Annotated in this window: 14 protein-coding genes; 4 read left to right on the top strand and 10 right to left on the bottom strand. The window is 67.2% G+C overall.

Annotated elements, in window-relative coordinates; genetic code table 11:
• Positions 1–4: 4 nt before the first annotated feature.
• Complete coding sequence (locus tag NUU27_RS17620; protein ID WP_257763460.1) at positions 5–709, bottom strand: NIPSNAP family protein; 705 nt, start codon at positions 707–709, stop codon at positions 5–7.
• A 145-nt stretch (positions 710–854) separates the two neighbouring features.
• Between NUU27_RS17620 and NUU27_RS17615 the strand changes: the two genes are divergently transcribed.
• Entirely contained in the window at positions 855–1,469 is a 615-nt protein-coding gene (locus tag NUU27_RS17615; RefSeq protein WP_257763459.1) for a TetR/AcrR family transcriptional regulator, read from the top strand.
• 266 nt (positions 1,470–1,735) lie between these two features.
• On the opposite strand, the gene NUU27_RS17610 is transcribed toward NUU27_RS17615, so the two are convergent.
• The 3 genes from NUU27_RS17610 to NUU27_RS17600 form a co-directional block, all read right to left on the bottom strand.
• A complete protein-coding gene (locus NUU27_RS17610; RefSeq protein ID WP_257763458.1) occupies positions 1,736–3,250 on the bottom strand; it encodes an aldehyde dehydrogenase family protein in 1,515 nt (504 codons plus the stop codon).
• Positions 3,251–3,443: 193 nt separating this feature from the next.
• Entirely contained in the window at positions 3,444–4,340 is an 897-nt protein-coding gene (locus NUU27_RS17605; protein ID WP_257763457.1) for a LysR substrate-binding domain-containing protein, read from the bottom strand.
• 51 nt (positions 4,341–4,391) lie between these two features.
• Positions 4,392–5,414 (bottom strand): sugar-binding transcriptional regulator, encoded by a 1,023-nt coding sequence (locus NUU27_RS17600; protein ID WP_257763456.1) that lies wholly within the window; start codon positions 5,412–5,414, stop codon positions 4,392–4,394.
• 128 nt (positions 5,415–5,542) lie between these two features.
• Between NUU27_RS17600 and NUU27_RS17595 the strand changes: the two genes are divergently transcribed.
• On the top strand, positions 5,543–6,349 hold the full coding sequence (locus NUU27_RS17595; protein ID WP_257763455.1) for a hypothetical protein: 807 nt from the start codon (positions 5,543–5,545) through the stop codon (positions 6,347–6,349).
• Positions 6,350–6,372: 23 nt separating this feature from the next.
• On the opposite strand, the gene ptsP is transcribed toward NUU27_RS17595, so the two are convergent.
• The 5 genes from ptsP to NUU27_RS17570 form a co-directional block, all read right to left on the bottom strand.
• Positions 6,373–8,370: a phosphoenolpyruvate--protein phosphotransferase gene (ptsP, locus tag NUU27_RS17590; protein ID WP_257763454.1), complete on the bottom strand. Its 1,998-nt coding sequence runs from the start codon at positions 8,368–8,370 to the stop codon at positions 6,373–6,375.
• Between the two features lie 105 nt (positions 8,371–8,475).
• Positions 8,476–8,856 carry a PTS glucitol/sorbitol transporter subunit IIA gene (locus NUU27_RS17585; RefSeq protein ID WP_257763453.1) on the bottom strand — a complete coding sequence of 127 codons (381 nt, stop codon included), beginning with the start codon at positions 8,854–8,856 and terminating at the stop codon, positions 8,476–8,478.
• A 65-nt stretch (positions 8,857–8,921) separates the two neighbouring features.
• On the bottom strand, positions 8,922–9,917 hold the full coding sequence (locus NUU27_RS17580) for a PTS glucitol/sorbitol transporter subunit IIB (RefSeq protein WP_257763452.1): 996 nt from the start codon (positions 9,915–9,917) through the stop codon (positions 8,922–8,924).
• A 14-nt stretch (positions 9,918–9,931) separates the two neighbouring features.
• Complete coding sequence (locus NUU27_RS17575) at positions 9,932–10,672, bottom strand: PTS glucitol/sorbitol transporter subunit IIC (protein ID WP_374567383.1); 741 nt, start codon at positions 10,670–10,672, stop codon at positions 9,932–9,934.
• An 82-nt stretch (positions 10,673–10,754) separates the two neighbouring features.
• Complete coding sequence (locus NUU27_RS17570) at positions 10,755–11,192, bottom strand: transcriptional regulator GutM (protein WP_257763450.1); 438 nt, start codon at positions 11,190–11,192, stop codon at positions 10,755–10,757.
• A gap of 187 nt (positions 11,193–11,379) precedes the next feature.
• Here NUU27_RS17570 and NUU27_RS17565 point away from each other — a divergent pair, with 187 nt between their 5' ends.
• Together NUU27_RS17565 and NUU27_RS17560 are read left to right on the top strand one after the other, a co-directional pair.
• Positions 11,380–12,030: a hypothetical protein gene (locus NUU27_RS17565; protein WP_257763449.1), complete on the top strand. Its 651-nt coding sequence runs from the start codon at positions 11,380–11,382 to the stop codon at positions 12,028–12,030.
• Positions 12,031–12,102: 72 nt separating this feature from the next.
• The gene (locus NUU27_RS17560; protein WP_257763448.1) at positions 12,103–12,789 is read left to right on the top strand and encodes an HAD family phosphatase; all 687 of its coding nucleotides are present in this window, start codon (positions 12,103–12,105) and stop codon (positions 12,787–12,789) included.
• A 116-nt stretch (positions 12,790–12,905) separates the two neighbouring features.
• On the opposite strand, the gene NUU27_RS17555 is transcribed toward NUU27_RS17560, so the two are convergent.
• Positions 12,906–13,074, bottom strand: a 169-nt coding sequence (locus NUU27_RS17555; RefSeq protein WP_257761777.1) for a 2-oxo acid dehydrogenase subunit E2, incomplete at its 5' end; no start/stop codon positions are given.

Below are 13,074 nucleotides of genomic sequence, written 5' to 3'. Positions count from 1 at the left end.
CGCCTCACCAGCCGTGCCGTGAGCGCCGGGTCGGCGACAGGCTCGCGGTTTCGAGAGGGCGCCAGAGCTGCGCGTCGAGCCAGGCAAACGCCGATCCCGTCCAGGCCGGCGATCGCGCTAGCCTGTCGGTGTGCTGCATGTAGCGGGCCTCGTCGGGAAATGCGGAAATCCACACGAAAACGGATTCTCCCTCCCGCACCGGCAGTCTGGGAAACGAATTCACACTGCGTTCGGTGACGAAGGCCGCATCGATCCTGGCACCGCAGGATTCCAGCACCGGGCGGCAACTCCTTTCCCATTCGGCCGCGACATCCTCTTCCCGGCCCGGCGCCAGCGAACAGACCGAGACGGCAACAAGGCCGCCGGTCCCATAGGTGCCGGCGAACGGCAGGCTGTTCCCTGCAGCCTTCAGAAGAAGCACGTTGTCCGAATTGAGCATCGTGTCGTTCGCCTCCGATCCCCACCTCCTCCAGACCTCGCCCCCATAGAACGCCGACAGGGCGTTCTTCCGCCGCGCCATGTCGGGAAAGCTGCGCATCCACACGAACGCGTCAGGATCGTTCCTGTCGCGATAAAGCCCGTGCAGCGTCATCCCGGCCTGCTCCTGCGGCTCGACGAATTCGCGCTCGAAGAGGTCGAGCAGCCTTTCGCGCTTCTCCGGCTGGAGGCGGTAGCGCCGCAACTCGAAGACCGGGGCGGTGTCGGACATGGCATCCTCACAAAACAGGTTATATGACCTGTTTGATTACAGGATGATTGACCTGTTATGTCAAGTCGCTTGAGCGGGCTGGAAAGTGCGGAGCGGCTTTCTGTCGGAATCCCACTCCAGCTTGTTGAACGCGGAGCACATCGTCATGTCCCAGCGAACGAACGATCCCGAAGGCACCCGCCGCCAGGTCGTGAACGCGGCGTTCGAGCTCTTCACCCGAAAGGGCTATGAGGGGACGCCGATGCACGCTGTCCGCGATCTTGCCGGCGTCTCGTCCGGTGCGCTCGCCCATCATTTTCCGACCAAGCGCGATCTCGGCCTGGCGGTCATTCGCGGGCCGGTGGCCGAAGCGATCGCCGGGACATGGATAGAGCCGGTCGCGCGGGCATCGAGCGCATCTGCGGGCGTGCGGTCGGTCTTCGAGGCGACGATCGCCGACATTGTCCGTACGGGAACGGTGGCCGGCTGCCCGCTGGGAAACCTGGCCGCGGAACTCTCGACCCGGAACGACGCGTTGAGGTTCGAACTCAACGCGATCTTCGATCGCTGGAGGGAGGCGATCGCGGCGAAACTGCAGGCACAACAGCCGCCAGACGCAGCCGGAAACAAGGATGCAGGCGCCCTCGCAAACCTCATCGTCGCCTGCTTCTCGGGTGCCATTCTGATGGCCAAGGCCAGCCAGTCGGCTGTCCCGCTGCAGGCATGCTGGACGCACCTCCAAAACATCCTCGAAGCCCGCACGCAAAAGGGCGATGGCTAGAGCGGGATGAGGAAAAGTGTGAAGCGGTTTTCCGCCCGCATCCCGCTCTAACTTTTTGAATGCGATCGCGTTCATGATTTTGGATTGAGCCAATCCAAAATCATCGCAATCTAGTGGTGCATCGGCCGTCAAACCTGCATGGTTGACAACATGAAGGCCTGCCCGTCCGGCATATACGGCCCCCGCACCATATGGCCGTTGTCCTCGGGTGTGTTCCACGCCAGACGATCCGGCGTGACGAACACATGCGCAAGCCGTGAAGCCGGCTATTCGATGTCGAAGGAGACGCCCTGCGCCAGCGGCAGGGCGCGCGAATAGTTCACCGTGTTGGTGGCGCGGCGCATATAGGCCTTCCAGGCGTCGGAGCCCGATTCGCGGCCGCCCCCCGTCTCCTTCTCGCCGCCGAAGGCGCCGCCGATCTCCGCGCCCGAGGTGCCGATGTTGACATTGGCGATGCCGCAATCCGACCCCCGCACGCTGAGGAAGCCTTCCGCCTCGCGCATGTCGGTGGTGAAGATGCAGGAGGAGAGCCCGGCGCCGACGGCGTTGTGCATCTCCAGCGCATCGTCGAAATCGCTGTATTTCATCACGTAGAGGATCGGCGCGAAGGTCTCCTCCAGCACCACGCCCGCCTGCTCCGGCATCTCGACCAGCGCCGGACGGGCGTAATAGGCATCGGTGTTGCCGCTGTCGAAACGGGCGCCGCCCGTCACCGTGCCGCCCAGTGCCTTCGCGGCTTCGAGCGCCTTCTGCATGTTGTCGAAGGCGGCCTTGTCGATCAGCGGTCCGACCAGCGCGTCGGTCTCGAGCGGGCTGCCGACGGAAACCGATTCATACGCCTTGCGCAGCCGCGGCAGGAGCGCGTCATAGACCGATTCGTGCACGAACAGGCGGCGCAGCGTGGTGCAGCGCTGGCCGGCCGTGCCCATGGCGCCGAAGGCGATGGCGCGCAGCGCCATGTCGAGATCGGCCGAGGGACACACGATGCCGGCATTGTTGCCGCCAAGCTCGAGCACGGCACGGGCGAAACGCTTCGCCAGGCGCGGCCCCACCTCGCGGCCCATGCGCGTCGAGCCGGTGGCCGACACCAGCGGCACCTTGGGGTGATCGACGAGCATCTCGCCGACCGCCCGGTCACCGACCAGCACCGTCAGCAGGTCGGCCGGCGCGTCGGCGCCGAAGCGGGCCGCAGCGCGCCTGAAGATCGCCTCGCAGGCGAGCGCCGTGAGCGGCGTCTTTTCCGACGGCTTCCACACCACGCTGTCGCCGCAGACGAAGGCCAGCGCGGCGTTCCACGACCACACGGCGACCGGAAAATTGAAGGCCGAGATGACGCCGACGACGCCGAGCGGATGCCAGGTCTCCATCATGCGGTGGCCGGGACGCTCGGTGGCGATGGTCAGCCCGTAGAGCTGGCGCGACAGGCCGACGGCGAAATCGCAGATGTCGATCATCTCCTGCACTTCACCGAGTCCCTCGGAGCGGATCTTGCCGACCTCGATGGAAACCAGGCGGCCGAGATCCTCCTTCGCCGCCCGCAACTCCTCGCCGAGCAGCCGCACCAGCTCGCCGCGACGCGGCGCCGGCACCTCGCGCCAGGCCTTGAAGGCTTCATGCGCGCGGTCGATGGCGGCGCCCGCCTCGCCCGCCGGGATCGTCTCGACCTCGGCGATCAGCTCGCCGGTGACCGGCGTGCGCACGGCCAGTCCGCCGCCCGCAAGGGCCTTCGCGTCGACGCCGAGGCGCGCCAGGATGTCGCTCGTTTCGTTCTTGATGCTCATGGGTGCTTCGCTCCCTTGAATTTGCTGATTGTCCGATGGATGGCGGCGTCGAGATGCCGTCTGCAACCCTATGGCGCTTCGCCCGGAATGTAAGGATCGGCGGCCGGCAAGGGAAACGGAAAATCGGTCTCGATTGATGACGCCCGCTCATGCTTTGCCCGGCGATCGGTGCCGGTTCGTCACAAGCGGCCCGTCAGACCTGCTGCACCATCCAGGCGACGAAGGCATCGGCCGACGGGTTGTCGACGCCGAGCGGCTGCACGAGGAAATAGCTGTTCGGCGTCTTCAGCTTGGTCTGCCCGACCTGTCGCAAGGCACCGGAGCGCAGCTCCTCCTCGATCAGATAGGCCGGCACCAGCCCGGCACCCAGCCCGGCGGCCGCCCCGGCGATGACCATGGTGAACTGGTCGAACTGCTTGCCCGGCAGCACCGACCCCTCCTCGACACCCGCCTCGCGCATCCAGTCGATCCACACGCCGGGCCGGCTCTGCAGATGGAGCAGCGGCACGTCGAGCAGGGTTTCCGGCCCGGTGATGCAGTGTTCCTCGATGAAGCGCGGCGAGGCTACCGCGATCATCGCCTCGTCGCACAATTTGGTCAGCTTGGCGTCCGGCCAGTTCTCGCGGCCGAAATGGATCGCCACGTCGAAGCGCTCATGGGCCAGATCGAACGGGTTGATGCGCGCCGTCAGGTTGATGCCGATGCCGGGATGCGTGCTCTCGAAATGCGGCAGACGCGGGATCAGCCAGCGGCTGGCGAAGGTGGGCAGGCTGGCGACATTCAGCGTGGTGCCCTGCATGCCGGCGGCGATCGCCCGATGCAGCGTCTGCGTGATGCGGCCGAGATCGTCTTCCAGCGCATCGGCGAGGCTCTTGCCGGCCGGGGTCAGCACCACGCGCCGCCCGACGCGCCGGAACAGGCTGAAGCCGAGTGCCGCCTCCATGTCGCGGATGTGCCTGCTGACCGCGCTCTGCGTCAGGTTCAGCTCTTCCGCCGCCAGGGTGAAGCTCTGGTGCCTTGCCGCCGAGGCAAAGCTGCGCAGCACGGAGAAGGAAGGAAGAAAGCGCCGCGCGAACTTGTCTGCCACCATCGTCGTCCGCCCCCGTTTCATGCCATGGCCCGTTTCATGCCATGGAAGGTTTCAGGCCGCCGCCAGAACCTGCCGCGCGCTGTCCTCGTCGGTGATGAAGACGGTCGGCTCGACGAGCTTCATGGCACCCACCAGCGCGTCGATCTTGTCCTCGCCGCCCGAGGTCAGGATTCGCATCCGGGCGCGGCGCAGCCGGTCCACGTCCACCGACATCACCCGGTCGTTGATGGGGTGGTCGACCAACGTCCCCGCGCGGTCGTAGAAATGGTAGAGGATGTCGCCCACGGCGCCCTTTTCCTCGAGCGCCGTCCGCACCGCCTCTGACAGATAGCCGCCGCGGTAGAAGGTGGTGGCCGAGGCGAGGCTGCCGACCGAGACGATCACCGCGTCGAGCGTGTCGGCAAGCGTCAGGATCTCATGCAGCCCGCAGCGCTCGATCAGCGCCGTCTTGGTCTCGACGCTGTCGACCACGGCCGGCGCCGGGATCAGGTAGCCGTCGCCGTGGAAGGCGCGCGCGAAGCGCCAGGCGAATTCGGCCGGATTGAAGCGGCGGGCCACGCCGACGCCGCCGAGCAGCGAGATGACCTTGAAGTCGGTCAGCGGCCGCGCACGGATATAGGGAAGCGACCCGAACAGCGTGCGCCCCCAGCCGACACCGACCGCCATGCCCGACGCCATAACGTCGGAGACGAAGCTGCCGGTCGCGGCGCTGATCGCCGGAATGGGATCGGCCAGCGGGTCCGACACCGGCGCCACCACGGCGCGTTCCAGGTTGAAGCGCTTTTCCAGCGCCCGCTCGATCGCCGTGATCTCGGCGAGCTCGCCTTCGATGGTGATCTTCACCTCGTTGCGCGCCCTGGCTTCCGCCAGCATGCGCACGACGCTCACGCGGCCGATGCCGAGAATCTCGGCGATCTCGTTCTGCGTCTTCTGTTCGACGAAATACATCCACGCCGCGCGCACCCGCAGGCGATCGGTCTTGCCGCCGGTTCCGCCTCCCTTCGACGCCTCGCCGTCGATCTCTCCCGAACTGGTCGTACCGGCAGGCCGTTTTTGCACCTTCGCTTTGTTCATTTGGCTTTCCTGCGGTTTCCCCCGGCCGATACACGCATCGGCTTGATTTCCATGAAGACCAAAACAATGATGTGGCCATCCGGTCAATGCCAGGCGGCGGAAAACCGTTTACGTGAAGGTAATACCATATGCTGAGAGACGCCTCGCTGGATGTGGCTGTCCACCTCAAGGACCGGCTGCGCGACATGCGTGATTTTCTGCGCACCCAGCGCCGCGGCCTGCTGGCGGAACGCCCGCCGCAAAGGCCGCCGTTCCAGATGGAGGCGCTGCTCGGCCACGCCGTCGGCGTCGTCGACGACACTCTGACACTCGCCGAATCCGTCTCCCGCGCCGTGCTTCCCGGCCGGCAGGACGGCGAACCGGCGGTGTGGCCGCTGACCGCCTATTTCACGCCCGACCCGATCCGGGGCGAACGCGCCTTCCGTCGCCACATGTACCGCACGGCGAAGGCATTGGCCGCCACGGTCGAGGACGGTGCCGCGCCGCCGATCCGCGAAACGACCTTCGCCGCTGCGCATGCGGCGCTCCGCCGCCGGCACGGTCACACGCTGGTCACCTTGGCGAGCGCAGCCCCCGAGGCGCGTCCGCGCGTCGCGGCCGTTCTTCTTGCCGCGCTGCTGCAGGAGATGTGCGCCCAGGCGCTGGATCACGATGATTTCGGATCGACCGCGCTCAGTGGGGCGAGGCGCGATGCCGGCGAAGCGCCGGTGCCTGCCGTAGCCGGCCGGCGCGCCGCTTGCATCCGCTGTTTCGCACCCGGCCTGTTGGCCTCCGGGCTTGCCCTCTCCAATGATCTGCCCGCCGCCGACCTCTTCGAGATCGCCGGCCTTGCCGTCGCCGCGCGCAGCGAACGCATGGCAGCGGCCCTGCGGGCCGACCGGTCGATCGCCGATCTTGCGGGACTCTTCGAAAGCCTGCTGATGCATCTGCCCTGAAGGGCGCCTCCCTTGGTATCAGGTCATCGGCTCGGCGGTGCCTTCTCCCCTTCGAAAAGCGCCTGGAGCTGCTTCTTGACGGCCTGGATGGAGGCGGGGCTCATGCTGAGCTCCGTCAGCCCCATGCGGATGAATTCGGGGATGAGGTCGGCGCGCGCCGCCGCCTCGCCGCACATGCCGATTTCGATGCCGGCCGCCACGGCCGCCTGCGCGGCCTGCTCGATCGCCGCCATCACGGCCGGATGCGCCGCGTCGTTCAAGGCCGCCACGGCCGGGTTGAGGCGGTCCGCGGCCATGACATACTGCGTCAGATCGTTGGTGCCGACGGAGAAGAAGGCCACTTCCTTCGCCAGCGCCGCCGCGCCGAACACCGCCGCCGGCGTTTCGATCATCACCCCCAGCGGGAAATCGGCATGGGCGACGCCTTCGGCGGCAAGCTCGGCGGCGCATTCGTCGATCAGCGCGCGGGTCCTGCGCACTTCCTCGACCGCCGACACCATCGGCAGCATGACCCGCAGATTGCCGTGGACTGCGGCGCGCAGCAGCGCCCGGAGCTGCACCTTGAAGATGTCCGGCCTGTCGAGGCACATGCGGATGCCCCGCCAGCCGAGGAAGGGATTCTCCTCTTCCGGGAACTCGACCCCGGCGATCGGCTTGTCGCCGCCGATATCCAGCGTGCGCACGATCACCGGATGCTCGGGAAACGCTCTGGCGAGCGCCGCATAGGTTTCCGCCTGCATGTCCTCGGAGGGCAGGTGCATGTGCCGCATGAACAGGAGCTCGGTGCGGAACAGGCCAACCCCCATCGCGCCGGCCTCCTGCGCCGCCTCGATCTCCTCGAGCGAGCCGAGATTGGCCGCCACGTGGATCACCGTGCCGTCGGCGCGTCGCGGCACCACGTCCTTATAGGCCTTCAGCGCCTCTTTCTCACTATCGGCCGCGCGGATCATGGCGGCGAAGCGTGTCCGCGTGCCGGCATCGGGATCGGCGAAGACGAAACCGGTGCTGCCGTCCACCGCCGCCTCGGCGGCGTCGCGCAGCGCGTGCACGCCATCGCCCAGCCCCAGCACGGCGGGTATGCCATGCGTGCGGGCGATGATCGCCACGTGCGAGGTGGCCCCGCCATGGCCGCAGACCACCCCGCCGAGCCGCTTCAGCGGCGCGCGGGCAAGGTCCCAGGCGCCGATGTCCTCGGCGACGAGGATCGCGCCCTCGGCGATGTCGTCGAGCTTTGCTTCTTCCTGGCCGAGCAGCGTCAGGCAGATCTGCCGCGCGATCGCTTCCAGGTCCTCGGCGCGCGCGCTCATATAGGCATCGTCCAGGTTGCGGAAATCGGCCGCCAGCCGCGACGAGGCGGCGATCACCGCCGACACCGCGTCGAAACCGCCGTCGATGGCCTCCAGCGTCCCCTCGCGCAGCGCCTCGTCCGAGGCGATGTCGCGCAGCGCCGTCACGATGCCGCGGTCGCTCGCCTGCATGTCGCCGGCGCCGAGCGAGCGGTCGAGCTTTTCCTGCAAGCGGCGCACGGCCTGCTCGAAACGCTCCTTCTCGGCGCCAATCTGGTCCCCGGTCAGCGTCTCGTTGCGCGGCACGATCTGCGGCGGGAAATGGGCGAAGACCGGCCCGAGCCCGAATCCCGCGCTGGCGGCGACGCCGCGCAGGCCGCCATGCACATCGGCGGCGACCGGTGCGGCAGCGGGCGGTTGCGGCGGCGCAGAAGACGCATCGGCCGGCGCTTCCTGCCCCGCAGCGCCCTCCTCGACGCCCGACCGAGGGTTTTCCAGATAGGCGATCAGCGCCTCCACCGCCTCGATGGCGTCGGCACCGTTGGCGCGTATCGTCACCTCGTCGTTTTCCTTGACGCCGAGCAGCATCAGCTTGACCGAGCTCTTGGCGCTCACCGCCTTGCCGCCCTTGACGATTTCCACGTCGCTTTCAAAGCCCTTCGCGAGCCTCACGAAGCGGGTGGCGGGCCGGGCATGCAGTCCTTCCTGCACCCTGACGATGGTCGAGCGTTCCATGCGGTCCGGTGTCCTTGGTATTAGATCGCGATGACGCGATCGCTCTCGATAGATTGAAGCGGAATGTGGGCGGAAAACCGCTTCACACGGTCCCCCATCGCACCACTAGTCGCCGATGGTGATGACGGCGCCGGTCGTCAGCGCCGCGACGAGCACGGCGGGCTCCACCTGCGAGGCGCAGATCTCGCCGGGCCGCTCGACCGCCTCGGCACCGTTGAAATTGATCACCACATGGCCGATCTCGCACACCTTGTTCCAGGCTGCCTCGCCCATCGCGGTGATCTCGACCGAGATCGTATCCACCACCACGCGGGTGCCCGTCAGGGGCGCCGCCGCCGCCGGTCCTTCCTCGACCGCATGCAGGACCGAGACCTCGGCCAGTTCCTCCGGCGCGCCGTCGGCAAACAGGATCAGAACACCGCCCTCGGCCAGCTCCGCCACTTCGGGACCGACCGCCGTTATGCGCGTCTTGAGAAACACCGCCATTCGAAAACTCCATACACCGTTCACGGAAGGAAGGGCGCCGGCGCTCGCCGCCGCCCTTCCGGTTGTCAAAGCACCAGCAGGCTCACCACCCAGGCGATGGCCACGGAAACCGGGCCCATGATCTGGCGGCTGATGAGCACGGCCGGCACGCCGATCTCGATCGTCTTCGGCTTGGCCTCGCCGAGCGCCAGGCCCACCGGGACGAAATCGCAGCCCACCTGCGTGTTGTAGGCAAACAGCGCCGGCAGCGCCATCGCCGGCGAGATCGTCCCGTTGGCGATTTGCGGGCCGATGATGGCGACGCCGATGACCTGCGCGATCACCGCCCCCGGCCCGAGCACGGGCGACAGGAACGGCAGGCCGCAGATGGCCGAGATGATCAGCAGGCCGACGATGTTGTTGGCCAGCGGCCCCATGGGCTGGGCCAGCACGTCGCCGATGCCCGTATACAGGATCAGGCCGATCAGCATGGTCACGAAGGCCATGAAGGGCAGCACGTTGCGCACCACCTGGTCGATCGTGCGGCGGCCGGCATTGAAGAAGATGCCGACCACGCGGCCCATCACGCGGCCGATGCTGCTGATCAGCCCCACCAGGCCGCCCTCGCTCGGCCGCTCGACGGGCGCCGCCGGCGCGCTCGACGCTGCGGCGCCGCTGCTTCCCGCCACGGTCGCCGCTTCGCTGCCGTCGGCCATCTGGATGTTCTCGGCTTTCACGCCGGACACGTAGATGTCCTCGGTGATGAACTGCGCCAGCGGGCCGGCCTGGCCGACCGGCGTCAGGTTGACGGTCGGGATGCGCTTGCGCGGATAGACGCCGCAGCGGGCCGTGCCGCCGCAATCGACCACCACCACCGCCATCTCGCCCTCGACCGGCGGGCTCTTGAAGCCGTCCACCGCTTCCGCGCCCGTCATCTCGGCGATGCGCTGGGCCACCGGATGGATGCCGCCGCCGGTGACCGACACGATCTTGTTGCGTTCGCTCGTCGGCTCGATCACGAGCGGACCGCCCCAGCCTCCCGAGCCCCTGGAAATCTTGACTGCCTTGTAGGTCTTCGCCATGTTCTGCCCCTCCCCTAGAGCTCAACGCCCTGACGGCGCGCCATGATGGCGGTGATCCTCTCCGTCAGCATGCCCTTGAGGAGGATGACGCCGAGGCCGACGATGGCGTACCAGATGGCGACGGTGATGTGGTAGCCGCCGGGCACGGTTCCGTTGCGCTCCAGCTCCAGCAGCGCGACCAGGATGCCGCCCCAGACGAAGTACTCGCCGGGATTGATGTGCGGGAACAGGCCGAGCGGCGGATGCACATAGGAGACCGCCGCGTCGTAGAAGGCCGGCTTGTGCTTCTCCTCGAGGAACGACCCGAACGTATAGGCCATCGGGTTGGTGAGGAAGAACACGGCGAGCACCGGCAGCACGGTGTAGCGTGTCAGCGCGATGCGCCCGGCGCTTTGCGCGAGGCCGTGGACGCGCTGTTCGCCCACCAGCTCGGTGACGGCGTAGAAGGCCGTCATCAGCACCACCAGTGTCGGAATGATGCCGGTCACGAAGCCGGCGAACACCTCGCCACCCTTCTGGAAGATGCCGATGAAGTATTTGCCGGCGGCTGTCAGCCATCCGAGCTGCTCTTCCTGGGTCACGGTGTTCAGCTTCTCGCGGAACTCCTCGACCGAGATGTCGCCGTTCGCCTGCGCCAGAACGACGAGGTCGTGCATCGCGCTCTTGGCGGCAAGCTTGCCGTGCAGTGCGGCCTCGCCTGCCAGCGTCCCGGCCATGTGCAATCCCTGCACGGCCGTGTCGGCATGCTGCGCCATAAGTGATATGACTGCCATTGTCCTCCCTCTCCCTCCTGGTTCTTCCGGGCCGTCTGACCGCGGGAAGCTCGTGGTTTCTCCTTCACGCGCCGGCTGCGGCGAGCGACGCCCTCAGCGGCGGCTCCTCGCCCGAGCGGGTACGGTCGATCTGCGCCACGGCCTGCGTGATCGCCGATGTCAGGCCCGGCTGGTCGTCGCCGAACAGCGCTGGGCGGGCCCGCAGATCATCGAGCGTCATGCCCTCGAATGCCGCGTGCCGCGTGAATTTGGCAAAGACCGAGCGGCCGCTCATCGTCAGGATGCGGCGCACCGTCAGGTCCGGCGCCACGACGACGATGGCGATCGCGCCCTTCTTCAGGAAGCGGCCGTGAAACGCGCCCGTCCCGACATAGCCGTCGGTGAATTTCTGTGTGATGCCTTTGAAGACGTCCGAGTAGTGGCGCATCTGCAGCCACACGCCGTAGGATTGCAGCGCCCATACCACTGCCAGGAGCAAAAGCCCCCATTGCCATAATGCCATCAGGCAACTCCTCCCAAACCGCCTATCTCCGTGGCCGAGACGCAGGGCGCTCTTCGGCGGAGACCGGAAATTTAGAACATTTGTTTTTTGGAATGTCAAATTGTATATTCGAGAGAGGCGCCCGCCAGCCACTTATAGGATTGGAACGGGCGACCTGCATGCTATGGTTTTCCCGAAGGAGCTTCGCGTGGATCTGGATTTCAAGAACGAGCTGGCGGTGATGCCCGACCTGCGCCACAGGCTGCGGCAGCTACGCTGGTTCCGGGCCACGTTCCGCGGCAATGCAAGGGCCGTCACGCAGCACTACGGCATCGCCTTCGACATCGACGAGGAAAAGCTGACACGCGTTTTCCTCGACTGGGTCGAGATGATCGATGCACGCAAGGCGTTCGCCCGGCTCGACCGCGCCGACTTCATCATCTACGCCGCAGGCCTCGCCTTGAAGGAGCTGATCCGCCGCGCGCCAGCCAGTGTCCGGCCGGAAAGCGCTGCGGGTGCGGACAGCACCGGCAATGCCGAGATCGTCCGCTTCTGGCCCGAAGGCTTCCTCTATACGAACTACTGCGTCTGCGCGATCGCCGCCATCTTCGAGCAGGAGTTCGGCGAAGCGCCGAAGCTCGACCGTTGCGCCGACGACCTGCGCACCTGGTGGTCCTACCGCGAGAACACCCGCGAGATGCCGGCCTCCGCCGTCGCGTTCCTCGACCGTTTCCTCGGCGCCGAGCCCAACTGGGTGGCTCCCGACCTCGTCGAGGGCCGGCGGGCCATGCGCACGGCCATCGAGGCCGGCCGCCGAACGCTCGACGCCCCCTCCATCTTTCCCGACCCGGCCGCCTGAGCCGCGCCGGGACCCGCCTTACGCCGCGGCCGGAAGACCGCGCCCCTGTCCTCGCCAACCTTCGGAGTTCCCATGAAGCGCCCCCTGGTCATATTCGATTGCGACGGTGTCCTTGTGGACAGCGAGCCGCTCGCCGCGATCGCCTATGAGCGCGCCTATCGCAAGCACGGCATGGCGCTCGGCGCCGACATCGTGCGCCAGTGCATCGGCATGAAGCAGGCCGACATCATCGTCCGCATCCGCGAATTGACCGGCCACGCCTTCCCCGAGCACGCATCCGAAGACATCTGGCTGGAGACCAGGATGCTGATCGCCGAGGAGCTCGAGCCGACGCGCGGCATCCTGCCCTTCCTGCAGGCGCTCGAGGGCGCGCGCTGCGTCGCCTCGTCCTCCTCCATGGAGCGCATCGCGCTCAGCCTCGATGTGACGGGGCTTGCGGATTTCTTCAGCGACAACGTCTTCTCGACCTCGATGGTGAAGAACGGCAAGCCCGCACCGGACATCTTCCTGTTCGCCGCCGAGCGCCTCGGCGGGACCCCAGGCTCATCCGTGGTGATCGAGGATTCGCCCTTCGGCGTTGAGGGAGCCGTGGCCGCCGGCATGACAGCCATCGGTTTCACCGGCGGCAGCCACAGCTTCCCCGGCCACGCCGAAAAGCTCGTGGCGGCCGGCGCCCATGCCGTCTGCGCAAGCTGGCCGCAGGTGGAGGACGAACTGGCCCGGCGCGGCTTCAGCGCCGGCGTCCCGGCGGCGGGGTGACGGCCGCCACAGCTTCTTGCAGTCAGGTGCAATGAGGAAGACACCTGCCTTCGGCGGTAAAAAAATGGCGCTGTCTGCGGCAATGCAGACAGCGCCCAGTTGCACGGTATTTCTTCCTACACCAGCATGGCCAGCGGGTTTTCGACGATGGTCTTGAAGGCGGCGAGGAGCTCGGCGCCCAGCGCCCCGTCCACCGCCCGATGGTCGGTCGACAGCGTCACCGACATGACGGTGGCGATGCCCACCGCGCCGTCCTTGACCACCGGCCGCTGCTCGCCCGCCCCG

This window comes from Nitratireductor sp. ZSWI3 (assembly GCF_024655565.1).
Classification (GTDB): Bacteria; Pseudomonadota; Alphaproteobacteria; order Rhizobiales; family Rhizobiaceae; genus Nitratireductor.
This window is presented reverse-complemented; position numbering and strand designations above follow the sequence as displayed.